This is a genomic window from Caulobacter sp. 602-2, from assembly GCF_011043625.1.
Classification (GTDB): Bacteria; Pseudomonadota; Alphaproteobacteria; order Caulobacterales; family Caulobacteraceae; genus Caulobacter.
This window is the reverse complement of sequence record NZ_JAAKGT010000002.1, coordinates 228,302-251,389: the sequence shown is the minus strand read 5'-3', so window position 1 is coordinate 251,389 and position 23,088 is coordinate 228,302. Positions and strand designations below refer to the sequence as shown.

Genomic DNA, 23,088 nt, shown 5'->3' with positions numbered 1-23,088 from the left:
TCGACACGCTGGCGCTTCAGGCGGCGCTTTGGAGAATCTGGCCGAGGAAGTTGAACGAATCGTCAAGACTCGTGGCTTCGTCGGGGTTCTGGCTGAGGAAGGCCTCGACCGCCGGATTGAGCTGGATGGCCCGGTCGACCGTGGGGTCGGCGCCGGCGCGATAGGCGCCGATGCGGATCAGCTCTTCCATGTTGGAATAGGCCGACAGCACCTGGCGGGCCGATTTGACGATGTCGCGCTCGTGCGGCAGCTGGCAGCCCGGCATGGTCCGGCTGATCGACTTCAGCACGTTGATGGCCGGGAAGCGGCCGCGCTCGGCGATCGAGCGCTCCATGACGATGTGGCCGTCGAGAATACCGCGCGCGGCGTCGGCGATCGGCTCGTTGTGGTCGTCGCCGTCCACCAGCACGGTGAAGAGGGCGGTGATCGGTGCGGCGGTGGTGCCGTCGGCGCGGATGGGCCCCGGGCCGGCGCGCTCGAGCAGCTTGGGCAGCTCGGTGAAGACGGTGGGCGTATAGCCCTTGGTGGTCGGCGGCTCGCCGGCGGCCAGGCCGATCTCGCGCTGGGCCATGGCGAAGCGGGTCACCGAGTCCATCAGGCAGAGGACCTCTTGATCCTGGTCGCGCAGGAACTCGGCGATGGCCAGGGTCATGTAGGCGGCCTGGCGGCGGGTCAGGGCCGGCTCGTCCGAGGTGGCGACCACGACGATGGCGCGGCGCAGGCCTTCCTCGCCCAGGGTCTCTTCGATGAACTCGCGCACCTCGCGGCCGCGTTCGCCGATCAGGCCGACGACGACGGCGTCGCAGGTCGCTTCCTTGGCCAGCATCGACAGCAGCACCGACTTGCCGACGCCGGAACCGGCGAAGATGCCCAGGCGCTGGCCGCGGCAGGTGGTGGTGAAGACGTTCATCGAGCGCACGCCCAGGTCCAGGCGCTCGCCCACCCGGCCGCGGGCGTGGGCCGGCGGCGGAGGCGTCTTCAGCGGGTAGGGAACCTCGCCCTGGGGCAGCGGGCCAAGCCCGTCGATCGGCTCGCCGAAGGCGTTGATGATGCGGCCGAGCCACGCCTTGGTCGGACGTACGGTGGCGCCTTCGGGCATGATGCGGATCTCGGCGCCGGGGGCCACGCCCTCGACCGGGCCGAAGGGCATGAGCAGGGCGCGGGTCTCGCGGAAGCCGACGACCTCGGCCGGCAGGGTCGGGGCGCCGATGCGCTCGATCTCGACCCGGGCGCCGACGGCCAGGCGCGTCAGGCCGCCGCGAGCCTCGATCAGGAGGCCGTTGACGGCCGCCACGCGTCCGAAGACGGTCAGCGGGTCAAGACGTTCGACGGCGGCGATGAGACTGCGCAAGACGGCTCCTGGAAGCGACCCGCGCAGACTCGGCCATCATGGTTAATCGGGCATGAAATTCAGCGTTCGCCGAGGCCCAACTGGGTGGCGAAGAATGTCGCAACCCGGGCGTTGAAATCGGCGTGGAAAGCCGCCCGGTCGAAGCCCGGAGCGCTTGCGCACAAGGGGCTGGGCAGCTGTTTGGCCGCCTGCGGGCCGCACGGCGCCAGGAAGTCGAAATGTCGCGCCCCCGCCACGACGCGGTAGTCGTGGGCGCGGGGCAGGGCGCGATGCACGGCCTCGGCGTAGTCGTCGCCGGGCAGGATCTCGTCGTCGCCGGCCTTCCACAGCTGCAGCGGCTGGGTGACGCCCTTCAGGCCGGTCTTGCCGAAGGTGAAGCCGAGCGCGGGGGCGGCCGAGACCACGACCTTGATCCGGGCGTCGTGGGTCCAGGTCGCCGCCAGGACGCTCGCCGGCAGCGGCTTTCCGGCGCTGAGGCGGCAGTCGTAGTTGGTCGGGTGTTTCTGGCAATGCGCCGGGAAGGTCGCCGCCAGGTTCGGCTCGCCGCCGGCCGCCGCGAGCACGGTGAAGCCGCCCGACGAGAAGCCGAAGGCGCCGACTTTCGCAGCGTCGATCCGCTCGTGCATCGGCGAAGCGTCGAGCATGTAGCCGATCAGCACGGAAAGCTGGCGGGGACGCTCGGTCATCTCCAAGGCGCGGCTCTGGTCGCGGTAGTTGTCGCCGGTGTGGGTCAGGGCGGCGACGACGAAGCCCTTCCTCACCAGCGCGGCGGCGGTGTCGTAGTGGCCGCCGAACCAGCCGCCGTTGCCGTGCGACATGACCACCAGCGGCAGACCCTTGCCGGAAACCGGCGCGCCGGCGGCGACGGGCAGGCTCTCCATGCCGCCGGCCGGCGCGGTCTCGGCCGCGTCGGTGGGGTACCAGACCCCGACCTCAATCGGCGGACCGGCGGGGTCGGGCGCGGAAAGACGCATGAAGCCGACATGCGGCTCGGCGGCATGAGCGGCGCCGGCCAGGGCCAGGGCGGTGAGCAGGGGAAGAAGAAGGCGAGGGGAACGCATCGTCGGCTCCGGTTGTCGATGCTCCTTCGATGTGGCCGAAAGCCTTGCGCCGCCACGCCTCGTGCGTGAACGGGCGAACGGGTTCGCGAAACGGCGAACGGCGCTATAGATCGGCCATGAGCGTCTCCGGCCCCATCAGGCCTCCTGTCCTGGGAACCGCCCGCGAATGGGCGATCGACCTTTCCGTCGCCACGGCGGTGGGGGTGTTCCTGGGCGTGGTCGGGCCGTTCGGCAGCTACTTCAACGGCTCGGTCCTCGTGCGCGCGTTCTATTGGACGGGCTGTTTCTGGGCCGGCATCGTTATCTTCGGCCTTTCGATCCGCCTGGCGATCGCCGGAGCCGAGCGACTGAAGGTCCCGGCCTGGGTGATGGTCGGCGGCGCGATCCTGGTCGGTTGCGGCCTGCAGACGGCGATCGTGGCGCCGCTGGCCACGAGCCTGTGGCCGTTCCTCAAGCGCCTGTCGCCGCTGGACTGGTACGGCCAGTGCCTGGCGATTTCGGCCCCGATCGCGGCCGGCTTCACCTGGCTGCGCGCCCGCCTGCAGGCCGCGCGCGTGGTCCCGGTGATCGCCGGTCCGGCGGCCGAACCGTCATTGGTCTCCTCGAGCGTCCTCTATCTGAAGATGGAAGACCATTACGTCCGGGTCTGCACGCAGACCGGCTCGCGCCTGGAGGCCGGGCCGCTGGCGCGGGTGCTGGCGGGACTGTCGGGCCTGGACGGCCTGCAGGTGCACCGCTCGTGGTGGGTGGCGCGGCGGGCCGTCGTCGGGGTCGAGCGTGACGGCCGCAACCTGCGCCTGCGGCTGGTCGACGGCGAGGCTGCGCCCATCGCCCGGGCCTCGGTGGCCCGCCTGCGGGCGGCCGGCTGGCTGACGGACGGGGAATCGGCCGCGACCGGGTGACGCGGAGATCGCCCGCTCAAGCTTTCGGTCCCACGCGGCCCGCACGCGGAAGGCGAAAAAATGGGTGGGAAATTCTCGCGACAGAACGCCGCAATCTCGCCCTAAAGACGAACGGCGCCTTGAGGCTTCTTAACGCGGTAACGGCGTCCGATCCCCTGTTAACCCTTGGGTTTGCTGGCTTTTCACCATGCCAAGGCAGAGCTTGCAAACCGCCTGCGGCCAATGTGCGCAACGGTTTTCTGGGCGCTTGCACCCGATTCGCAAATCATATTAACCATTTCGCCAGACGACGCGTTCACCATTAACCAGTCTTAAATTAACTGTCCGCCAGACTGGTGGACGGGTTTCACCGGCGGTTGTCCGCCTAGCTGTCGAATAAGCGCCGCCTCAGGGCGGGGAGGGTTTCATGCGGGTACTGTTGATCGAGGATGACAGCGCCACCGCGCAGACGATCGAGCTGATGCTGAAGTCGGAAGGCTTCAACGTCTACACGACCGACCTGGGCGAAGAAGGCGTCGACCTGGGCAAGATCTATGACTACGACCTGATCCTGCTCGACCTGAACCTTCCCGACATGAGCGGCATCGACGTGCTGCGCACCCTGCGCGTGGCCAAGGTCAACACGCCGATCATGATCCTGTCGGGCACGGCCGAAATCGACACGAAGGTTAAGACCTTCGCTGGCGGCGCCGACGACTACATGACCAAGCCCTTCCACAAGGACGAGATGATCGCCCGCATCCACGCGGTGGTCCGTCGTTCGAAGGGTCACGCCCAGTCGGTCATCAAGACCGGCGACATCATCGTCAACCTGGACGCCAAGACGGTGGAAGTGAACGGCAACCGCGTTCACCTGACCGGCAAGGAATACCAGATGCTGGAGCTGCTCTCCCTGCGCAAGGGCACGACCCTGACCAAGGAGATGTTCCTCAACCACCTGTACGGCGGCATGGACGAGCCGGAACTGAAGATCATCGACGTCTTCATCTGCAAGCTGCGCAAGAAGCTGGCGGCCTCGGCCCAGGGCAAGCACCACATCGAAACCGTCTGGGGCCGCGGCTACGTGCTGCGCGACCCGAACGAGCAGGTCAGCGCCGCCTGATTTTTCGCCCGCGCGAAACCCGAAATTCGACAGAAGACGCCCGCTGCTCGCAGCGGGCGTTTTTCTTTGCGCGTTCGCGTTTCCCGTGCCCCGCCAACGGGTTAACCATATCCGTGACAAAAGGTCCAAAGCACCGGATAGTCCTTGATCGGCGGCCCTCGCGCCGTCATGTTCCGGCCCGACGATTGCTGGGGGGCTTCCCGGCCGTGCCGTTTCTGTACGAAAACGGCATCGCTACCGAACGGGGGACCGATGCAGGAATTTGATCCGCGACGCCCGACGTTGCGTCTCGCGCCGCGGCTGTTCACCGCCGTCGCCGGCCTAGCCGCCTTGGCCCTGGGCTGGAAGCTGACGGCGGGCGACGCCCCGTCGACCGTGGTGGCCGCCCATGCGCCGCTGGACGCCGCCGCCATGGTGGCCCTGCAGCATGTCGCCTTCGCCCAAGCCGAGGCCCAGCCCGGCTTCGACCGTCCCGAGACCGTTTCCGTCAAGGTCCGCCCCGGCGAGACCCTGCAGGGCGCAGTGCAGCGTTCCGGCGTCGGCGCCGACGAGGCCAGCCAGGTGGTCAGCACGCTGCAGAGCGCCATGGACACGGTCAACATCAAGGCCGGCATGGCCTTCGAGGCCGCGATCGCCCGCCGCCGCGACAACGACCGCGGCCCGGCCCGCCTTGTCGGCCTGTCGATGCGCACCAGCCCGTCCTCGACCGTCACCGTGTCGCGCACCTTCGACGGCGCGCTGAAGCTGCGCGAGATCGAGGAAGAGGTCCGCGACGAGACCAAGGTCTCGTGCGGGGCCATGAACGGTTCGTTCTACGAGAGCGTGGCTGCCGTCGGCGGCAGCCCGGCCGTCATCAGCCAGGCCGCCAAGCTGTTCTCGCACAAGATCGACTTCTCGCGCGACATCAAGGACGGCGACCAGTTCTGCCTGGTGTTCGATCGCAAGGTCACCGAGAGCGGCCGCACCATCGAGGCCGGCGACCTGGAGTACGCCGAGGTCAAGGGCCAGCGCTTCTACGCCTTCGAGCGCGACGGCAAGACCCAGTTCTTCGACGAGAGCGGCAAGAACATCAAAGGCTTCCTGCTGCGCACGCCGGTCGACGGGGCCCGCATCACCTCGACCTTCGGCATGCGCCGCCACCCGATCCTGGGCTACGCCCGCGGCCACAAGGGCGTCGACTTCGGCGCCGGCACCGGCACCCCCATCCTCGCCGCCGGCGACGGGGTGGTGCTGGAGGCCAAACGCTGGGCCGGCTACGGCAACTGGCTGCGCATCCGCCACGCCGGCAACTGGGACACCGGCTACGCCCACATCTCGCGCTACGCCAAGGGCATCCGCCCAGGCATGCGCGTCTCGCAGGGCCAGGTCGTGGCCTATGTCGGCTCGACCGGCATGTCGACCGGTCCGCACCTGCACTACGAAGTCTGGCTGAACGGCCAGCGCGTCAACCCGATCGGCGCCAAGGTGCCGCAGGGCACGGTGCTGTCGGGCGGCGAACTGGCGGCCTTCAAGGCCAAGAAGGCGCGCGTCGACACCCTGCTGGCCCAGGCCGGCCGCGAAGACAGCAACTACGCCCAGGCCTCGAACGCGACCGCTTCCAGCAAGGACACCCCGCGCCTGGCCCTTGCCGAGCTGAAGTCGCCGAATACGAGCCGGCTGCGCTAACTGAACCCTCTCTCTTTGAGAGAGGGAAACTCAGAACCTCGCCGGCCCGCCCATCAACGGATCGCTGACCGAGTCCTTGCCCGTTTCGACGCGCCCGGCCGCGCGGCGGCGCCAGGCGGGGGCTTCCCCGCAGTGGGCCGACAGGTCGTACCAGCCGCGATCGGTTTTCCAGTCGCGGGCGCGGGTCTCGCCCGCCTTCAAGGTCATACGCCAGGTCTCGCCTAGAGCGGCTTCGATCGTCACGGTGCGCGCTTTCGGTCCGGCGTTGGTCAGGCGCGTCGTGACCGAGCGGCCATCGAGGGCCGGAGCGATCGCCAGTTCCAGTCCATCAGCCGGATCGCCGGCGAAGCCGCGGTGAAAACCGTTCGGGCCCAGCAGCCACAGGTCGTAGCCGCCGGCCGGCCAGGCGTCCGCGAGACGTCCGCCCGCGCCGAGCGTGTAGCGCCGCGAGGGCTGGTCCAGTCGCAGCCGGTCATAGACGTGCAGCACCGCGCCCGCTTGGCCCAAGTTGGCGAACTCCAGGGCGATCGCGCCATCCTTGATGCTCGCGCCGATCTCGAACCGGTAGGGCAGGGCGCGGGAAGGCCGCTCGCCCCGGGCCTGGACCGGGGCGACGGGCGTCGTCGGGGTCGGCGGGGTGGTGGTCTGCTTGAGGGCGGCGGCCCGGCGAGCGGTTTCGGCCGTTGGCGGAAGTGAGGCTTGGGGCCGATGGTTCGGGGTCTTGAAGTCGAAGCACGAGGTCAGGTCGCCGCACACCGCCCGTCGCCAGGGCGAGATGTTGGGCTCGGCCACGCCGAACCGCGCTTCCAGGAAGCGGATCACCGAGGTGTGGTCGAAGACCTGGCTGTTGACGAAGCCGCCGCGGCTCCAGGGCGAGATCACGTACATCGGCACGCGCGGGCCCAGGCCGTAGGGGCGGCCCATCAGGTGGTCGCGCTCGGCCTTGGCCTCGGTCGGATTGCGCACGAGGTGATACTCGCCGGCCGTGTCGACTGTAGAGCCGCCCAGCGCCCTGCCGGCGGCGTCGCGCGACGGCGGGGCCGGCGGGGGCGCGTGATCGAAGAAGCCGTCGTTCTCGTCGAACATCACCAGCAGCGCCGTCCGCGCCCAGGTCGCGGGATCAAGGGTCAGGGTCTCGATCACCCGGGCGATGTAGTGCGCGCCCTGGGCGGGGCTGGACGGACCCGGATGCTCGGAATCGGCGGCCGGGGCGATGATCCACGAGACCTGGGGCAGGCGGCCGGCCAGAACGTCCTGGCGCAGTCCGTCCAGATGCCAGGTCGACAGGGCCAGGTCCTTGAGACGCCCTTCCGATCCCGGCGCGCCGGCATGGGCGTCGCGGTAGGCTTTGAACCCGGCCAGCGGGTTGTCGGTGAAGTTGTCGGCCATGTCCTGGTAGATGCGCCAGCCGACCCCGGCCTTCAGCAGCCGTTCGGGATAGGTGGTCCAGCGGTAGGACTCGGGCGCGCCGCCTTTCTCGGGCAGGTCGTCGTGCGAGTTCGAGATCGACGGTCCGCCCGCCTCGCCGAGGCCGTCGTTGGTTCCGGTCCACAGGAACAGGCGGTTGGTGTTGGTGCCGGTCTGGGTCGAGCAGTGATAGGCGTCGCAGAGCGTGAAGCCGTCGGCCAGGGCGTGCTGGAACGGGATGTCGGCCCGCGTGAAGAAGCCCATCGAATGGGGATGCTTGGCCGCCGGCCAGCGGTCCATGCGGCCCTCGTCCCAGGCGTCTTGCGCGTCGGCCCAGCCGTGCGGCGTGCCTTCCACCCGCATGTGGGCGAAGGTCTGGGCGGTGTTCAGCGGGAAAGGCGCGATCAGGTCGGGGCCGCCCGCCTGGCCGTAGGCCTGCAGGAACACCGTGCCGTCCTTGCGCCCAGCCGCGTCGCGCGCCGGGACCGGGAAGCGGTCGCCAAAGCCGCGCACGCCGGCCAGGGTTCCGAAATAGTGGTCGAAGCTGCGGTTCTCCTGCATCAGGATCACCACGTGCTGCACGTCGTTGATCGTGCCCGTGCGGACGTCGGCGTCGATCGCGGCGGCGCGGGCCAGGGTCGAGGCCAGGAAGGCGGGCAGGGCGCCGGCGGCCGCGCCGCCCAGCAGCAGGCCGCGGCGATCGATGTCAGGCAAGGCGAATCCCCCCGTTTGCTTTGCCGCCGGTAGCACGGCGCGTCTGGCGGTCTCGTGACAGTTGGCGCGCGCGGTTGAAGCCCGGCGGCGAGGAGCCTAGAAGCTGGGCGCAGACATGATCGCCGCTCCGCCTTCCCGCGGGGCGGCGATGCTTTTTTCGACAAGGCCGCCTTCGTGACTTCCCCCCGCGCCGACCTCTACAGCGACCGCCGCTTCGTCATCGGCATGGCGGTGATGTGCTGCCTGCTGTGGGGCAGCGCCTTTCCGGCGGTGAAGGCCGGCTACGCCCTGCTGCACGTGGCCAAGACCGACACCGCCGCCCAGATGCTGTTCGCCGGCTGGCGCTTCCTGGCCGCGGGGGTGATCCTGCTGGTGCTGGCCGGCCTGTCGCGCAAGCCGCTGGTTCCGCCGCGCGACCAGGCCCCCAAGGTGCTGGCCCTGGGGATCGTCCAGACCACGGTGCAATACGTGTTCTTCTACATCGGCCTGGCGCACGCGACCGGCGTGAAGTCGTCGATCATGAACTCCACGGGCGCCTTCTTCGGCGTGATCCTGGCCCACTTCCTCTACGCCAACGACCGTCTGACCCCGCGCAAGGCGCTGGGCTGCCTGCTTGGCTTCCTGGGCGTGCTGGCGGTGAACCTGGGGGGCCCAAGTGGCTTTGGGGGCCTGGATTTCGAGTTCACCCTGCTGGGCGAGGGCTTCGTGGTCATCGCCGCCTTCGTGCTGGCGGCGGCCTCGATCTGGGGCAAGACCATCTCGCAGAAGATGGACGCCATGGTCATGACCGGCTGGCAGCTGGCCATCGGCGGCGCGGCCCTGCTGGGGATCGGCTTCGCGTTCGGCGGCCGGCTGGAAGGTTTCGACATCCGCTCGCTGGCGCTGCTGGCCTACATGGCCGGCCTGTCGGCGGCCGCCTTCGCCCTGTGGAGCCTGCTCATGAAGCACAACCCGGTGGGCATGCTGGCGGTGTTCAACTTCCTGATCCCGGTGTTCGGGGTGCTGCTGTCGGCCCTGTTCCTGCACGAGCCGGTGCTGGCCTGGAAGAACGCCGCCGCCCTGGCGCTGGTCTGCGCCGGCATCTTCCTGGTGACGCGGGCGGGGCGGAAGAAGGCGGCTTAAGTCCGCTTCAGCGCGCCCGGCGCGACGGCCTGCGTCAGCCACACGCCGTTGCCGGTGACGAAGAAAGCCTGTCCCTGCGCGGCCAGCCGTCCGGCCGCGACCTCCAGGATCACCGGCTTGCCGCGCCGGGCGGCCACGCGCCGCGCGGTCTCCTGGTCGGGCGACAGGTGGACGTGGTGGCGGGCCATGGGCTTGAGGCCCTCGGCCAGGATCGCGTCGAGGAAGCGCTCGACCGTGCCGTGCCACAGCACGTCGGGCGGGGTGGCGGCGGTCCAGTCGCCTTCCACCGAAACGGAGTGGCCCTGGCGCGCGCGGATGCGCTCGCCGTCGGCCGACAGCTCGAAGCGTTGCTTGTCGTTGGTTTCGACGACGGTGAGCAGGGCGTCCCAGTCGGCGGGCAGGCCCTCGCGGGCCAGGGCGGCCAGCACGGTGTCGACCTCGGTCCAGCCGTTTGCGTCGAGGGTCAGGCCGCCGGCTTCCGGCGCGTGTCGTAGCCAGTAGGACAGGGTCTTGGATATCTTCGTTGTTTCAGTCATGGCCGCGCCTTAGCTCGACCATGACCGGAAGTCATCAGGATTGGGGCGTCAGTCGAACACGATCACAGAGCGCGCCAGCTCGCCGCGCTTGAGCTCCTCGAAGGCGTCGTTGACGTCTTCCAGCTTGATGCGGCGGGCGATCAGCTCGTCGAGCTTGAGTTTGCCGTTCATGTAGAAGTCGACAAAGCGCGGCATGTCGACCGGGAAGCGGTTGGAGCCCATGTAGCTGCCCTGGATCTTCTTCTCGCCCAGGAAGTCGGGGCCGTGCAGCTCGATCATCGTGCCGACCGGGATCATGCCGATGATGTTGGCCGTGCCGCCCCGGCGCAGCATCTTGAACGACTGCTCGGCGGTGGCCTTCAGGCCTATGGCCTCGAAGCTGTGGTGCACGCCGCCGCTGGTCAGTTCCTGCACCTGCTTGACCACGTCGCCGTCATTGGCGTCGATCACGTCCGTCGCCCCGAAGGTGCGGGCCAGGGCCAGTTTCGAGGGCTGGCGGTCGATGGCGATGATGCGGCCGGCGCCGGCGATGGCCGCGCCGTTGATGGTGGCCAGGCCCACGCCGCCGCAGCCGATGACGGCGACGGTCTCGCCCGGCTGGACCTTGGACGTGTGGATCACCGCCCCGATGCCGGTGGTCACCGAGCAGCCGATCAGGGCGGCGCGGTCGAAGGGCATGTCCTTGCGGATGGCCACGCAGGCGTGCTCGTGCACCAGCATCAGCTCGGCGAAGGACGACAGGTTCAGGAACTGGGCCATCGGGCCGCGCCCGCCGCCGGCGTTCAGGTCTTCCTTGAAGAGGCGCGGCTCCGAGCCCTTGGGCCGCTTGGTCTCCGAGCTGGTGCACAGGCTCATGTGGCCGGTGAGGCAGACCTCGCAGTGGCCGCAATAGACCGACAGGCAGGTGATGACGTGGTCGCCGACCTTGACGGTGCGAACCTCGTCGCCGACCGCCTCGACGATCCCGGCGCTCTCGTGGCCCAGCACGGCGGGCAGGGGATGGGGATAGGAGCCTTCGACGAAGTGCAGGTCGGAGTGGCAGACGCCGGCGGCCTTGGTGCGGATCAGCACCTCGCGCGGGCCGGGCTTGCCGATGGCCACGTTCTCGATGACGAGGGGCTTGCCCACCTCGCGCAGCACCGCAGCCCTCATCCGCTCGTCTCCCGCTTTATGGTTGTGCGGCAGACCCTAGCCCCGGCGGAGGGGCGAGCGGAAGAGGCTATCGAAACATTTGTTTGAAGTGGCGGTTCGGTGCGTCCTTTAAGGCCCGCTGCGCGGGCGCCTCAGGATGAGGAGGAAAGTGCAATGCGTCCCTCATCCTGAGGTGCGACCCGAAGGGGAGCCTCGAAGGACGCAGGGAATTTCAGGCAGGCTTAAGCCGCGATGGCGATCGGGCGCTCGGGCAGGATGGCGTCGACGGTCAACAGCACCACCATGGCGCTTTCCGTCGTGACCACGGCCGAGACCAGGGCCGAGGCTTCGTCGCCCACCGACGGCGGCGGGCTGATCTGGCTGGCCTCGACGATGAAGCTGTCGCACACCGCGTCGACCAGCAGGCCGGCGACGTCGCGGCCGTTCTCGACGACGATGATCACCTGGCGCGGGCCGTCCTGGGCGGGACCCTTGCCGAGGCGGGCCGACAGGTCGATGACCGGCATCACCTGGCCGCGCAGGTTGATGACGCCGCGCACGTGCGGCGGGGCGTCGGGCAGCGGGGTGGGGGGCGTGACGCCGCGGATCTCGCGCACCGTGCCGACCGGCACGCAGTAGGTCTGGGCGCCCACTTCGAACGACAGCACCTGCAGGGCTTCGCCGGGGGTGTAGGCCGTGTTGTTGCTCGACATCGCTTGGTCCGCCTTCGTCGCGTCGATGGCCTTCTAGCCACGTTCGAGGACAAGCATCGCGCAGAAAGGTGAACAAAAAAGGCGCCTTGGGCCTCCGTCTACCTGACAGGGCCGTTCACACAGGGTTCAGGCGCGGACGCGCAGGCTTGGGACAAGCTTTTCCGAAGGAGGCCGCCATGGCTTTCAAACCGTTCAAGATCCTCGGCGGCGCGGCCGCCGGCCTGGCCGCCCTGACCATGATCGCCGCCAGCACCCAGGCCTCGGCCGACGACTGGCGCCGTGGTCGCCACTATCACCGCGATCGCGGCAACGACGCCGCGGCCGCCGCCATCGTCGGCGGCATCGTGGGCCTGGCCATCGGTTCGTCGCTGAACAACGACCGTCGGGGCGACCGCTATTACGGTCGTCCGGCCTATGGCTACGACTACGGCTATCGCGCCCCGCCGCCGCGCTACTACGGCTACGACTACGGTCCGCGCCGCCATCGCAGCGACTGCTGGACCACGCGAGACTACGACCGCTACAGCGGCACGGTCTACGAACGCACCGTCTGCCGCTAAGGCCTTTCAGCCCCGGCGCCGAACCCTCGGCGTCGGGGCTTGTCATTGAGAACAAAAAATGAACATTGTGGCGCTCCCGGTTCTTGAAGAGGCCACCGCCATGTCCGTCGCCGCCGCTGTTCCCGACCGCCAGGAAGTGGCCCTGGCCGCGCTGCTGGGCGCCTGGCGCACCCTGCGCGCCGCCGGCCTGGAGGAGGCCGAGGTCCAGGCCCTGTTCCACCAGATCGCCGATCGTCCCGAGGACATCGCCCGCCGCCTGCGCAAGATGGTCAACGGCTTCAGCTGACTTTTTCGAGGGGGCGCGCATCCGTCTCGCGACGGCCGCCGTAGCTGCGAACATGGAGGCGGCGTCCACGTGAAGGCGTCGCCCTGCCGCGCGCCCGCCGACCCCCGTCCCCCAACCCTGGAGGCGGGCGAGCCGGGGTTCCTTCCGCCTCTTCCCCCCGTTTGGAGGCGGAAGGGCCTTGGGCGAGCCGGCGAACCTCTTGCTCCGCTTGGCCGTTTCACCGCCATGGACGGCGTCTCCCTGCAATATGTTCTGCCCGTGCTGGGCGCCCTGGCGGCCGGCGCCGTGGTCGGTTTCGAGCGCGAATACCGCTCGCGGCCCGCGGGCCTGCGCACCCACATGCTGGTGTCGCTGGCCTCGGCCCTGCTGATGCTGGCGGCCGTGCACCAGTTGAAGTGGATGGGCGACACGCCGCTGGAGACCGTCCGCATCGATCCCGTCCGCATGGCGCACGGGGTGCTGACCGGCGTGGGTTTCCTGTGCGGCGGGGTGATCTTCCAGCAGGGGGTGTCGGTCCATGGCCTGACCACGGCGGCCTCGCTGTGGATCACCTCGGCGCTGGGCATGCTGTTCGGCATGGCGCTCTACGACCTGGCGATCGCCGGCACGGTGCTCAGCGTGGTGGTGCTCAGCGCCGCCCGCTGGCTCGACCGCCACATGCCGCAGAAGAACTATGCCGACATCGCCGTGCGCTTCCGGCGCGAGGCCCTGGTCGACGAGGCGCAGTTGCGCGGGTTGCTGGCGAGCTTCGAGCTGGAAGGCGGCCGCATCAACCAGCGACTGATCGGCGGGGGGACGCTGTTCGAGCTGGCCGGATCGTTCTCTGGAAAGGGGACGCTGCGGCTGGGCGAGCTGGCCCGGCGCCTGGAGGAAGACCAGCGGGTGGTCGAGTTCGACATCCTGCCCAGAAAGGACTGAACGGCGCTCGCCGACGGCTTCCGGGCGCGCCCGCTGATCGGTTATGATCGGGGCCATGGCGCTTCGTCTGCACATCGACACCGACTGCGGCGTGGACGACGCTCTCGCCCTGGCCCTGCTGGCGCGGGCCCGCGAGATCGTCGAGGTGGGCTCGGTGTCGGCCGTGTTCGGCAACACCTATGTCGACCAGGCCGCGGCCAATGCGCGGGGCGTGCTGCGCCTCGCCGGCTGCGCGGCCGAGGTCTATATCGGCGCCGGCGCGGGCCTGGCCCGGCGACGGGTCGAGCGGATGCGGCCGGCCCACGGTCCCGACGGGCTGAACGGCGCGGGCTTTTCGCAGCGCTGGAAACTGCCGGAACTGGATCGCGGCCACGGGGTCAGCCTGCTGGCTTTCCTGGCGCGGCGACGGGTGAAGGGCCTGTTCCTGGGGCCGCTGACCAACCTGGCGTTGGGCCTGCTGGACGATCCGGCCGCCTTCCGCGGCTGGTCGCCGACGATCATGGCCGGCGCCTTTTCCGTGCAGGGCAAGGCCGCCGGCGGCGCCGACTTCAACAGCTGGAGCGATCCCGAGGCCCTGGCCCGGATCCTGGAGGCGGGGGTCAAGCCGCGCCTCGTGCCGCTGGACGTCACCAGCCAGGTGACCATCACCGCCGCCGACCTCGACAGCGGCGCGCGCTGCTGCGGCAGTCCGCTGTCGGTGCGTCTGACCCGCGCGGCGGGCCCCTACATCGCCTTCCATCAGAAGGCCTGGGGCGCGGAGGGGTGCCACCCCCACGATGCGGTGGCCGCCGCCAGCCTGGCGGCGCCCGAGGCCTTCGCCTTCGAGCCGGCGCGCCTGCGGGTGATCCTCGACGGCGAACGCCAGGGGCGCATCGAGCGCGTCGAGGGCGAGCCCAACGCCGAGGTCTGCGTGGGCGTCGACGCCCCGGTGGTGCGCGCCCTGATCCTAAAGGCCCTGTTCGGCTGGGTGGAGTTGGTGGAAGCGTCCGGCGCGCTCTAAGTTTGGCGCATCCTTAGCGCGAGTCGATGCATGAGCCTGACGGCCCGGGACTTCAAAGCCGAAGGCTATCGCTCGCTCATGCGGGTGGCCTATCCGTTCTCGGATCTCGACGTCTTCGTCGGCGCCAACGGCGTGGGCAAGAGCAACCTCTACGGCGCGCTGGAACTGCTGCGGTCGGCCGCGGCGAACACCCTGGCCGGCGACCTCGTGCGGCAGGGCGGCCTGCAGTCGGCGCTGTGGGCGGGGCAGCGTCGCGGCCAGCCGGAACTGACCCTGGCTGTCGGCCTGGAGCACGGCGCCACCGTCTATCGCTACGAGGTGGTGGTCGGCTTTCCGCAGAGAGTGACCGCCGCGGCTTTCGAGAACGAGCCGCAGATCAAGACTGAGAGCCTGTCGCTGGTCACCCGCGCCCGCACGGTGCGGCTGCTGGACCGCAAGGGCGCCTCGGTCATGGCGCGCGACGGCGATGGCCGGCCCGCCGACCTCGACATCGACCTGCTGCCGTCCGAGACGGTGCTGGGCCGGCTGGAGGATCCCTCGCGCTATCCCGAGCTGGACGCCGTGCGCCGCACCCTGCTGCAGTGGCGGTTCTATCACGGCCTGCGCACCGACGCGGACTCGCCGCTGCGCCGGCCCTGTCCCGCCGTGGCGACCCCGACCCTGGCCTCGGACGGCGCCGACCTGGCCGCGGTGTTCGCCACCCTGGCCCATATCCGGCAGGACACGGCCGACCTGGACGAGGCCGTCGACCGGGCCTTTCCGGGCGCGTGCCTGCACATCCCGGCGCCCGGTCGCTGGGCGAGCTTCGGCCTCACCTATCCGGACTTCCCCCAGCGCCTGTTCGAGGCCGCGGAGCTGTCGGACGGCACGTTGCAGTTCCTGGGCCTGGCCGGAGCGCTGCTGTCCTATCGTCTGCCGCCGTTCATCGCCCTGAACGAGCCCGAGGCCAGCCTGCATCCCGACCTGATGGAGCCGCTGGCCTCGCTGATCGTGCGAGCCGCCCGTCGCTCGCAGGTCTGGCTGGTCACCCACTCGCGCGAACTGGCCGACGCTGTGGCCGCCAGCGGCGCGGGCAAGGTGCGCACTGTGCTCAAGCGCGGCGGCGCGACCCAGATCGAGGGCCTGACCCGTTTCGGCGCCTTCAACGACGACGAAGACGAGGAGGACTGAACGGCCCTATTTCGGCTGGTTGGCGATCTCGGACAGGGTGGCCAGCAGCCGCGTTTTGTCGTCGTCGCCGATCACGCCGATGGTCAGGCGCGGCTTGTCGCTGGGCGGGCGATCCTCGAAGACGGCGTCGATGAACTGCCGGGGCGGCAGGTAGCCGTGCTCGCGTATGTAGTGGGCGATCATCACCGGCGCGGCGTAGACGGCGCCGTCGCGCCCGACGACCCGGATCTCGCCGTCGCCCATTCTTTCCGGGAGCGGCTTGATGATCTCCATCCCGTTGCGGATCTCCGTTTCCGGAGGCGGGCAGAACTCGCACAGGTGGCTGCCCCGAAAGAGGTTCACCGGCGACTGCGCCCGTTGGTCGATCCTGGCGAGGAAGCCCTCGGGGCAGGGCCCTTGGGAATAGTCGCGGGCGCTCGACAGCCAGCCGACGTTGTAGACGCCGACCTCGACGATCCCCTTGCCGTAGCTGTAGGGGCTCAGATCCGGAAAATACACGCGCCTGTCCCCCGATCTTTCAAATGCGCGGGGGCGCCGCCATGGCGACGACGCCCCGACGCCCCGACGCGTTCGACGCCCTACTTCCCGCCCGCGTAGTCCTTGACCAGCGCGTAGAGGAAATCCCGCCCGTCATAGAGCGACTTCACCCGCATGCGCTCGTTGAGGCCGTGCACGCCGTCGCCGTCCGCGTTGCCGAACAGGCCGCTGACGCCATAGGTCGGGATGCCGGCGGCGTTGGTGTGCACGCCGTCGGTGGCGCCGGTCAGCAGGATCGGCACGATCGGCACGCCGGGCCATTGCTTGGCGGCGTTCTTCTGGATCGGGCCCATGATCGCCGGCGTCAGGGCCGGGGGCGGAGAGACCGGCTTGGCCTCGTGGGCCAGGGTGACGGTGACGGCCGGGTCGGCGACCAGTTCGGTCAGCTTGGCCTTCACCTCCTCGACCGGCGTGCCTGGCAGGATGCGGCAGTTGATGTTGGCGGTGGCGCGCTGGGGCAGGGCGTTGGGCGCGTGGCCGGCGTTGACCATGGTGGCCACGCACGTGGTGCGCAGGATCGAGTTCCAGCCGGCGTCCTTGGTCAGCACCTTCAGGGCGGCCGGATCGCTGACGTCGGCGACTAGCGCCTTCATGGCGGCGGCCTGCTCGGCCGGCACGCGGGCCTGCATCTGGGTGAAGTAGCCGCGCGTGGCGTCGATGAAGCGGGTCGGGAACTGGTAGGCGCCGATGCGGTCGACGGCGGCCGTCAGGTGATAGATGGCGTTGTCGGGCACGGGGCGGCTGGAGTGGCCGCCGGGGTTCGTCGCGGTCAGGGTGAAGTCCTGATAGACCTTCTCGCCGGCCTGCACCTCGAGCACCACCTCCTTGCCGGTCTCGTCCAGCAAGCCGTCGGCGCCCTCGTTCAGCGCGAACTCGGCGTCGACCAGCGGACGGTGGTTCTTCACCAGGTCCCCGATGCCGTTGTAGCCCTCGCTCTCCTCGCCGCAGGTCAGCGCCATCTTGATATCGCGCTTGGGCTTGAAGCCGCTCTGCTTGAGGCGGACCAGGGTGTCGGCCCAGATGGCGGCCTGCGCCTTGTCGTCCGACGTGCCGCGTCCGTAGAAGTAGCCGTTCTCCTCGACCAGCTTGAACGGGTCGCGCGTCCAGTCCTCGCGCTTGGCCTCGACCACGTCGATGTGGGCCAGCAGCAGCATGGGCTTGGACTTGGCGTCGGTGCCGCGCAGCACGGCCACCAGGCTGCCCTCGCGCGGATACTTCGGATCGACCACGACCTTGACGTCGGCTTCCGGATAGCCGGCCGCCTTCAGGCGCGCGCCCATGGCCTCGGCCGCGGCGGTGCAGCTGCCCTTGGACAGGGTGGTGTCGATCTCGACCAGCTCCTTGTAGAGCTCGCGGAAGGCGCTCTGGTCGGCGCGGGGCGTGACCTGCGGGCCGGGCGTCGGCTGGGCGTGGCCCAGGACGGGAAGGGCGGCGAGGGCCGCGGTGGTGGCGAAAAGGGCCTTCAGGCGCATGGTCCGACCTTCGAGTGTCGCAAAACGTGGCCGGAACAGGAGCGGGCTTCGCGTCCGCGCGCAAGCCACATGCGCCAAACAAGGGCTTTGCATTAACCCGTGCTTAAGCATGACGCGGCTTTTCCTGGCGACAGGAAAGGGCGAGACTGCGAGAACACATGATGAACGCGAATCGTCCCCTGCGCATCCTCGGTCTCGATCCGGGCCTCCGCCGCACCGGCTGGGGCGTGATCGGCGTGGCCGGCTCGCGCATCACCCACATCGCCCACGGCGTGATCGCGCCGGATGAGAAGGCCGCCTTCTCCGACCGCCTGCTGACCCTGTTCGAGGGCGTGTGCGCGGTGATCGAGCAGCACGCCCCCGACGAGGCGGCGGTGGAAGAGACCTTCGTCAACACCAACGCCCAGTCGACGCTGAAGCTGGGCCACGCCCGCGCCGCCTCGATGATCGCCCCGGCCCGCGCCGGCCTGATCGTGGCCGAATATTCCGCGCCCGTGGTCAAGAAGGCGGTGGTGGGCACCGGCGCGGCCGACAAGGCCCAGGTCGCCTTCATGATCGCCCGCCTGCTGCCGACCGCCGGCTCGCCCACGGCCGACGCCGCCGACGCGCTTGCCGTCGCCATCGCCCACGCCCACGCCCGCACGGCGAGGAGAGTCGCATGATCGGACGCCTGCGCGGCGCCGTCGCCGAGGTCGGCGAGGAAGAGGCCCTGATCGACGTCATGGGCGTCGGCTACATCGTCCGCTGCGGCCAGCGCACCCTCCAGCGCCTGCCGGCCCTGGGCGAGGAGACCCTGGTCCACGTCGAAAGCCAGTGGAGCGAGAACCAGGGCCTGCGCCTGTACGGCTTCCTGACCCGCGACGACCGCCGCGCCTTCGTGCTGCTGCAGGCGATCCAGGGCGTGGGGCCGAAAGCCGCCATGGCCGTGCTCGACGTGCTCTCGCCGGCCGAACTGGCCTCGGCGGTGGCGCGCGAGGACAAGGCCGCCGTCGGCCGCGCCAGCGGCGTGGGGCCCAAGCTCGCCCTGCGCATCGTCACCGAACTGAAGGGCAAGCCGATCACCGACGGACCGGTGCTGATGAGCGCGCCGTCCTCAGCCGCCGCCGCCCCGTCGGCCCCTGCCAAGCCCGCCGCCACCGGCGACGCCGTCGCCGCCCTGATGGGCCTGGGCGTGGCCGAGGTGAACGCCCGCCGCGTGGTCGAGGCCGCCGCGGCGAAGCTGGGGGATGACGCCAGCGTGCAGGCGCTGATCAAGGCGGGCCTGCAGGAGCTGGGTCGATGATCTGGCGTAAGACCCCCTCAGTCGCTACGCGACAGCTCCCCCAGAGGGGGAGCATCTTGGCGCTTCAGATCCTCCCCCTCTGGGGGAGGTGGCCCGAAGGGCCGGAGGGGGTCAGCGCATGACCCGCATCATCTCCGGCGAGGCCCAGATGGGCGACCAGGTTCCGTCCACCGACCGCGCGCTGCGGCCCCAGACCCTGGCCGAGTTCGTCGGCCAGGAGCAGGCCAAGGCCAACCTGCGGATCTTCATCGAGGCGGCCAAGGGCCGGGGCGAGTCCCTCGACCACGTGCTGCTGTTCGGCCCGCCGGGCCTGGGCAAGACCACCCTGGCCCAGATCGTCGCCCGCGAACTGGGCGTGAACTTCCGCGCCACCTCCGGCCCGGTGCTGAACAAGCCCGGCGACCTGGCGGCGATCCTGACCAATCTCGAGCCCAACGACGTCCTGTTCATCGACGAGATCCACCGGCTGTCGTCGAACGTCGAGGAAATCCTCTATCCGGCGATGGAAGATCACGTGCTCGACCTGGTGATCGGCGAGGGGCCCTCGGCCCGCTCGATCCGCATCGACCTGGCGCCCTTCACCCTGGTGGCCGCCACGACGCGGGCGGGCATGCTGGCCACGCCCCTTCGCGACCGCTTCGGCATTCCAGTGCGGCTGGAGTTCTACACCCCGCGCGAACTGCGCCACGTGCTGCTGCACGGCGCGCGCAAGATGGGCGCGCCGCTGTCGGACGACGGCGCCGACGAAATCGCCAAGCGCGCCCGAGGCACGCCGCGCGTCGCCGGCCGGCTGCTGCGCCGGGTGCGCGACTTCGCCACCGCTGACGGCGCGCAGGTCATCGACCGCAAGGCCGCGGCCATGGCGCTCGCCCGCCTGGAGGTCGACGAGAGCGGTCTCGACAGCCTCGACCGCCGCTACCTGCGGGCCATGATCGAGCACTACGGCGGCGGGCCGGTGGGCGTGGAGACCATCGCCTACGCCATCGCCGAGGCCCGCGATGCGGTGGAAGACGTCATCGAGCCCTATCTGATGCAGCAGGGCTTCATCCAGCGCACGCCGCGCGGCCGCATGGCCTGCGGCAAGGCCTATCTGCACCTGGGCCTGACGCCGCCCGCCGCCCCTCCGGGCGCGCAGGGCGGACTGTTCGGCGACGAATAGGACGGGCATGGGGGGCTGGCCGCGCGGCAAGACGTGGAGGTTCGACAGTCCCTTGCCGCCCGCCGAGGTGGAAGGGCGGCTTGCGGCGATCGTCGGTCCGCCCGGCGATCCCGAGAGCGAGTTGCTGGTCGGTTGGAGCCGCGAGGGCGAGGCCAGTCTCGAAGAGCGCCATCACAAGGGCGGCGGCACCGGTTTCCGGCTGCTCGTGGCCTGGCGAGAAACCGAGGTCGGCAGCCAGGTGAACTGCCGCTTCCTGCAAAACCACTTCTATCTGATCTTCATAGGGGCCTGGGTCGCCTTCGCCCTGACGGGTTTCCTCAGGATGCCCGACATCATCCAGGCCTTTCTGGCGGGGGAGGCCAGTGTGCCGGGCATGAGCACGCGCCATTCCCCCGGCCATCAATTGTTTCTTGGGACGATCTTTCTCGCCTTCGCCTGCGCCGTACCGTTCATCGTCAGATGGAGCATCGTCAGCGGCCGCCGCGATCTGTTGCAGCGGGCGTCGGAAGCGCTGTCGGGCGGGCCGATCTCGGAGGTCAGGGAATGAGCCCGCCGCGCGCCGAGCCCGACGTGGCCTGGCGCTTTCGCTCGCCGTTTGCGCCGGAAATCCTGCGCGAGCGCCTGGCCGCCAGCGTTGGCGGTCCGGACGAGACGACCACCGGTGCGTTGCTCGGCAGGGTCGGTCTGGATTGGGCCAGGATCTATCGCCGCCCGCGCGAGGGAAGGGCGCCGCTGCCGCTGCGCATCGACTGGATCGTCGACGGCGACGGGGCGGCCGTGACCTGTCGGATGCGGCAGCCCGACAAGGGCGTCATGCGGGCCGCGTACGTCGGCCTGGCGCTGATGTTCGCCGTGTCGGTCTACTTTCTGCTGGGGCCCATCGCGGCGGAAGCCGGCGGCCTGACCGCGGCTCATGTGATCGTGTTCGTACTGTGGAGCCTGTTCCTCGGCTGGATGGGGCTTTTCTACGGGGTTGCGGTCCGCTCGACCTATCGTGACGAGCGCCTGCTCCTGATCGCCCACGCCCAGCAGGCGCTGAAGGGCGGGGCGGTGGAGGCGGTCCGGGCATGAGCGGCGACACGTCGGTCTGGCGCTTCCGAACGCCCTTGACGCCCCTGGCGGTCTCCGAACGGCTCGCCGACAGCCTCGACCGGCCGGGCAAGGCCAAGCGGGTCGGTGTCACCGGCGTCGTCGGGCCGGTCCACGCCAAGATCTTTCGCCCGCCCGCCCAGGGCCGCGCCCCGACGCCGCTGCGCCTGGACTGGAGCGCCGACGGCGATGGGAGCCTGGTGACCTGCCAGGTCCGGGTCGCCAGCCGGATGGGCAAGCAGTTCACCCTCGTCTGGCGCATCGGCTGGGTGCTGATCGCGATAATGAGCGCGCCCGGCCAGGTTCGCGCCGTTCTCGACCTCGACGACGGCATTCCTTCCGGCGGGCCGATGATGGGGCTGATCGTCATGTCGCTGTTCGGCATGGTGGCGATCTTCCTGCCGTGGATCGTCAAGTGGAGCCTGGGCGTGGAACGCGACCTGCTGCTCGCCCACGCCCGCCAGGCTGTCGACGGCGGGGCGGTGGAGGAGGGGCGCGAATAATGCGAAACCTGCCTCGCGCCGCGGATCGAAGCGGCTGAACCAGAGGCCTCGATGAGCCACGAACCGACCCCCACCGCCGGCGTCTTCGTCGGGACCGAGCACCAGCTGCCCGTCCGCATCTATTACGAGGACACCGACTTTTCGGGGATCGTCTATCACGCCAACTACCTGCGCTACTTCGAGCGCGGGCGCAGCGACTTCTTCCGGATGATCGGGGTCTCGCACACCGAACTGGCGGCCATCGACACGGCCTTCGCCATCACCCGCATGGAGATCGACTTCAAGCGCGCGGCAAGGGTCGACGACGCCCTGGTGGTGCACACGGTGTGGAACCGCATCAAGGGCGTGCGCCTCCTGGCCAAGCAGTGGATCACCCGCGGCGAGGAGCTGGTCTGCGCGGCCAATGTCGAGGCCGTCTGCATCAGCCTGGACGGCCGCCCGCGCAAGCCGTCGGCAGAGATGACCGCCAAGGTCACGCCCTGGCTCGCTCCCGAAGAGAGCTGACGGCGCCTGCGTGACAATGAAGATCGCCGGTCGGTGAAAAATGGGCCGCCTGCAACCAATGTCATAGTTTCAACATTGCGCCGCTTCATGCAGTAAGGCGCAGACCAATCACCTTAGTGCCTAGGGCGCATTCGAGCGGGCAGACGCACACACTTCGCCCGAAGCGCCCTAGATTGACGCCCCAACGGAACAGGACCCCGCATGGACGCCGCCGCCAGCCCCGAAAGCTTCTCCTTCATCACGCTGTTCCTGAACGCCGACTGGGTGGTCAAGCTGGTGATGATCGGTCTGATCCTCGCCTCGCTGGGCTCCTGGGCGGTCATTCTCGACAAGCTGTTCCGTTTCGCCGCGCTGAACCGCGCCGCCGATCGCTTCGAGGAGCAGGTCGGTTCGGGTCGTTCGCTCGAGGACGTCGCTGGCGAGGCCGGCTCGAACCCGCGCCACGCCCTGCCGCGCATGCTGCAGGCGGCGCTGAAGGAATGGCGCGAAGCCAAGGCCAAGGGCGTGCAGAGCGAGGGCCAGGTGGCCCTGCTTTCCCAGCGCATCGACCGCGTGCTCGACACCCAGATCGCCCGCGAGAGCGCCAAGGCCGAAGAGGGCCTGGGCAGCCTGGCCATCGTCGCCACCGCCTCGCCCTTCATCGGCCTGTTCGGCACCGTCTGGGGCATCATGCACGCCTTCCAGAGCATCGCCGCCGCCAAGAACACCTCGCTGACCGTGGTCGCCCCGTCGATCGCCGAGGCCCTGTTCGCCACCGCCATCGGCCTGATCGCCGCAATCCCGGCCTACATCGCCTACAACAAGTTCTCGACCGACGCGGGCAAGTACGCCGGCCGCCTGGAGAACTTCGCCGACGACCTGTCGACCGCCATCCAGCGTCGCCTGAGCGAGCGGGTCTGATCCC

24 protein-coding genes and 1 pseudogene are annotated in these 23,088 nt (G+C 69.6%); 17 read left to right on the top strand and 8 right to left on the bottom strand.

Features of this window, described 5'->3' with window-relative positions; translation table 11 throughout:
• Nucleotides 1–16: 16 nt before the first annotated feature.
• Nucleotides 17–1,351, bottom strand: a complete 1,335-nt coding sequence (fliI, locus tag G5B46_RS05665) for a flagellar protein export ATPase FliI (protein WP_058347208.1) — start codon at nucleotides 1,349–1,351, stop codon at nucleotides 17–19.
• Between the two features lie 59 nt (nucleotides 1,352–1,410).
• Nucleotides 1,411–2,412, bottom strand: a complete 1,002-nt coding sequence (locus G5B46_RS05660) for a dienelactone hydrolase (protein ID WP_165256895.1) — start codon at nucleotides 2,410–2,412, stop codon at nucleotides 1,411–1,413.
• 116 nt (nucleotides 2,413–2,528) lie between these two features.
• On the opposite strand from G5B46_RS05660, the gene G5B46_RS05655 reads away from it, so the two are divergent.
• From G5B46_RS05655 to G5B46_RS05645, 3 genes are all read left to right on the top strand, one after another.
• A complete protein-coding gene (locus G5B46_RS05655) occupies nucleotides 2,529–3,314 on the top strand; it encodes a LytTR family DNA-binding domain-containing protein (protein ID WP_165256893.1) in 786 nt (261 codons plus the stop codon).
• Nucleotides 3,315–3,720: 406 nt separating this feature from the next.
• Entirely contained in the window at nucleotides 3,721–4,416 is a 696-nt protein-coding gene (gene ctrA, locus G5B46_RS05650) for a cell cycle two-component system response regulator CtrA (protein WP_058347205.1), read from the top strand.
• 252 nt (nucleotides 4,417–4,668) lie between these two features.
• Complete coding sequence (locus tag G5B46_RS05645; RefSeq protein ID WP_165256892.1) at nucleotides 4,669–6,081, top strand: peptidoglycan DD-metalloendopeptidase family protein; 1,413 nt, start codon at nucleotides 4,669–4,671, stop codon at nucleotides 6,079–6,081.
• Between the two features lie 30 nt (nucleotides 6,082–6,111).
• Here G5B46_RS05645 and G5B46_RS05640 read toward each other — a convergent pair whose 3' ends face one another.
• Nucleotides 6,112–8,202 carry a phospholipase C, phosphocholine-specific gene (locus G5B46_RS05640; protein ID WP_165256891.1) on the bottom strand — a complete coding sequence of 697 codons (2,091 nt, stop codon included), beginning with the start codon at nucleotides 8,200–8,202 and terminating at the stop codon, nucleotides 6,112–6,114.
• Nucleotides 8,203–8,427: 225 nt separating this feature from the next.
• On the opposite strand from G5B46_RS05640, the gene G5B46_RS05635 reads away from it, so the two are divergent.
• Nucleotides 8,428–9,324, top strand: a complete 897-nt coding sequence (locus tag G5B46_RS05635; RefSeq protein WP_165257555.1) for a DMT family transporter — start codon at nucleotides 8,428–8,430, stop codon at nucleotides 9,322–9,324.
• On the opposite strand, the gene G5B46_RS05630 is transcribed toward G5B46_RS05635, so the two are convergent.
• The 3 genes from G5B46_RS05630 to G5B46_RS05620 form a co-directional block, all read right to left on the bottom strand.
• Nucleotides 9,321–9,860 carry an RNA 2'-phosphotransferase gene (locus G5B46_RS05630; RefSeq protein ID WP_165256889.1) on the bottom strand — a complete coding sequence of 180 codons (540 nt, stop codon included), beginning with the start codon at nucleotides 9,858–9,860 and terminating at the stop codon, nucleotides 9,321–9,323. The two genes, G5B46_RS05635 and G5B46_RS05630, sit on opposite strands and share 4 nt — an antisense overlap.
• A gap of 48 nt (nucleotides 9,861–9,908) precedes the next feature.
• The gene (locus G5B46_RS05625; RefSeq protein WP_165256888.1) at nucleotides 9,909–11,012 is read right to left on the bottom strand and encodes a Zn-dependent alcohol dehydrogenase; all 1,104 of its coding nucleotides are present in this window, start codon (nucleotides 11,010–11,012) and stop codon (nucleotides 9,909–9,911) included.
• Nucleotides 11,013–11,233: 221 nt separating this feature from the next.
• Nucleotides 11,234–11,704 carry a chemotaxis protein CheW gene (locus G5B46_RS05620; protein ID WP_165256886.1) on the bottom strand — a complete coding sequence of 157 codons (471 nt, stop codon included), beginning with the start codon at nucleotides 11,702–11,704 and terminating at the stop codon, nucleotides 11,234–11,236.
• 176 nt (nucleotides 11,705–11,880) lie between these two features.
• Between G5B46_RS05620 and G5B46_RS05615 the strand changes: the two genes are divergently transcribed.
• The 5 genes and pseudogenes from G5B46_RS05615 to G5B46_RS05595 all read left to right on the top strand — a co-directional run bounded on the left by G5B46_RS05615 (nucleotide 11,881) and on the right by G5B46_RS05595 (nucleotide 15,638).
• The gene (locus G5B46_RS05615; protein WP_165256884.1) at nucleotides 11,881–12,264 is read left to right on the top strand and encodes a hypothetical protein; all 384 of its coding nucleotides are present in this window, start codon (nucleotides 11,881–11,883) and stop codon (nucleotides 12,262–12,264) included.
• 124 nt (nucleotides 12,265–12,388) lie between these two features.
• Nucleotides 12,389–12,550, top strand: a pseudogene (locus tag G5B46_RS05610) (hypothetical protein); the annotation flags it as partial.
• A gap of 225 nt (nucleotides 12,551–12,775) precedes the next feature.
• Complete coding sequence (locus G5B46_RS05605; RefSeq protein WP_165256883.1) at nucleotides 12,776–13,468, top strand: MgtC/SapB family protein; 693 nt, start codon at nucleotides 12,776–12,778, stop codon at nucleotides 13,466–13,468.
• A 55-nt stretch (nucleotides 13,469–13,523) separates the two neighbouring features.
• Nucleotides 13,524–14,468, top strand: a complete 945-nt coding sequence (locus tag G5B46_RS05600; RefSeq protein WP_165256881.1) for a nucleoside hydrolase — start codon at nucleotides 13,524–13,526, stop codon at nucleotides 14,466–14,468.
• A gap of 30 nt (nucleotides 14,469–14,498) precedes the next feature.
• On the top strand, nucleotides 14,499–15,638 hold the full coding sequence (locus G5B46_RS05595) for an AAA family ATPase (protein WP_165256879.1): 1,140 nt from the start codon (nucleotides 14,499–14,501) through the stop codon (nucleotides 15,636–15,638).
• 6 nt (nucleotides 15,639–15,644) lie between these two features.
• On the opposite strand, the gene G5B46_RS05590 is transcribed toward G5B46_RS05595, so the two are convergent.
• Both G5B46_RS05590 and G5B46_RS05585 read right to left on the bottom strand, forming a co-directional pair.
• Complete coding sequence (locus tag G5B46_RS05590; protein ID WP_165256877.1) at nucleotides 15,645–16,136, bottom strand: hypothetical protein; 492 nt, start codon at nucleotides 16,134–16,136, stop codon at nucleotides 15,645–15,647.
• A gap of 80 nt (nucleotides 16,137–16,216) precedes the next feature.
• Nucleotides 16,217–17,641 carry a M20/M25/M40 family metallo-hydrolase gene (locus G5B46_RS05585; protein ID WP_165257553.1) on the bottom strand — a complete coding sequence of 475 codons (1,425 nt, stop codon included), beginning with the start codon at nucleotides 17,639–17,641 and terminating at the stop codon, nucleotides 16,217–16,219.
• 152 nt (nucleotides 17,642–17,793) lie between these two features.
• Here G5B46_RS05585 and ruvC point away from each other — a divergent pair, with 152 nt between their 5' ends.
• The 8 genes from ruvC to tolQ all read left to right on the top strand — a co-directional run bounded on the left by ruvC (nucleotide 17,794) and on the right by tolQ (nucleotide 23,084).
• The gene (gene ruvC / locus G5B46_RS05580) at nucleotides 17,794–18,309 is read left to right on the top strand and encodes a crossover junction endodeoxyribonuclease RuvC (protein ID WP_199229210.1); all 516 of its coding nucleotides are present in this window, start codon (nucleotides 17,794–17,796) and stop codon (nucleotides 18,307–18,309) included.
• Complete coding sequence (gene ruvA, locus G5B46_RS05575; protein WP_165256876.1) at nucleotides 18,306–18,929, top strand: Holliday junction branch migration protein RuvA; 624 nt, start codon at nucleotides 18,306–18,308, stop codon at nucleotides 18,927–18,929. Before ruvC ends, ruvA begins: the two co-directional genes overlap by 4 nt.
• Before the next feature lie 118 nt (nucleotides 18,930–19,047).
• Nucleotides 19,048–20,088: a Holliday junction branch migration DNA helicase RuvB gene (gene ruvB, locus G5B46_RS05570; RefSeq protein ID WP_165256874.1), complete on the top strand. Its 1,041-nt coding sequence runs from the start codon at nucleotides 19,048–19,050 to the stop codon at nucleotides 20,086–20,088.
• 52 nt (nucleotides 20,089–20,140) lie between these two features.
• Nucleotides 20,141–20,635, top strand: coding sequence for a hypothetical protein (locus G5B46_RS05565; protein ID WP_165256872.1), 495 nt, complete (start codon nucleotides 20,141–20,143; stop codon nucleotides 20,633–20,635).
• Nucleotides 20,632–21,159 (top strand): hypothetical protein, encoded by a 528-nt coding sequence (locus G5B46_RS05560; RefSeq protein WP_165256870.1) that lies wholly within the window; start codon nucleotides 20,632–20,634, stop codon nucleotides 21,157–21,159. The genes G5B46_RS05565 and G5B46_RS05560 overlap by 4 nt, the downstream gene beginning before the upstream one ends.
• Nucleotides 21,156–21,680, top strand: coding sequence for a hypothetical protein (locus tag G5B46_RS05555; RefSeq protein WP_165256869.1), 525 nt, complete (start codon nucleotides 21,156–21,158; stop codon nucleotides 21,678–21,680). Before G5B46_RS05560 ends, G5B46_RS05555 begins: the two co-directional genes overlap by 4 nt.
• Nucleotides 21,681–21,731: 51 nt before the next feature.
• A complete protein-coding gene (gene ybgC, locus G5B46_RS05550) occupies nucleotides 21,732–22,184 on the top strand; it encodes a tol-pal system-associated acyl-CoA thioesterase (RefSeq protein ID WP_276611508.1) in 453 nt (150 codons plus the stop codon).
• A 201-nt stretch (nucleotides 22,185–22,385) separates the two neighbouring features.
• Entirely contained in the window at nucleotides 22,386–23,084 is a 699-nt protein-coding gene (gene tolQ, locus G5B46_RS05545; RefSeq protein WP_165256867.1) for a protein TolQ, read from the top strand.
• Nucleotides 23,085–23,088 lie beyond the last annotated feature (4 nt).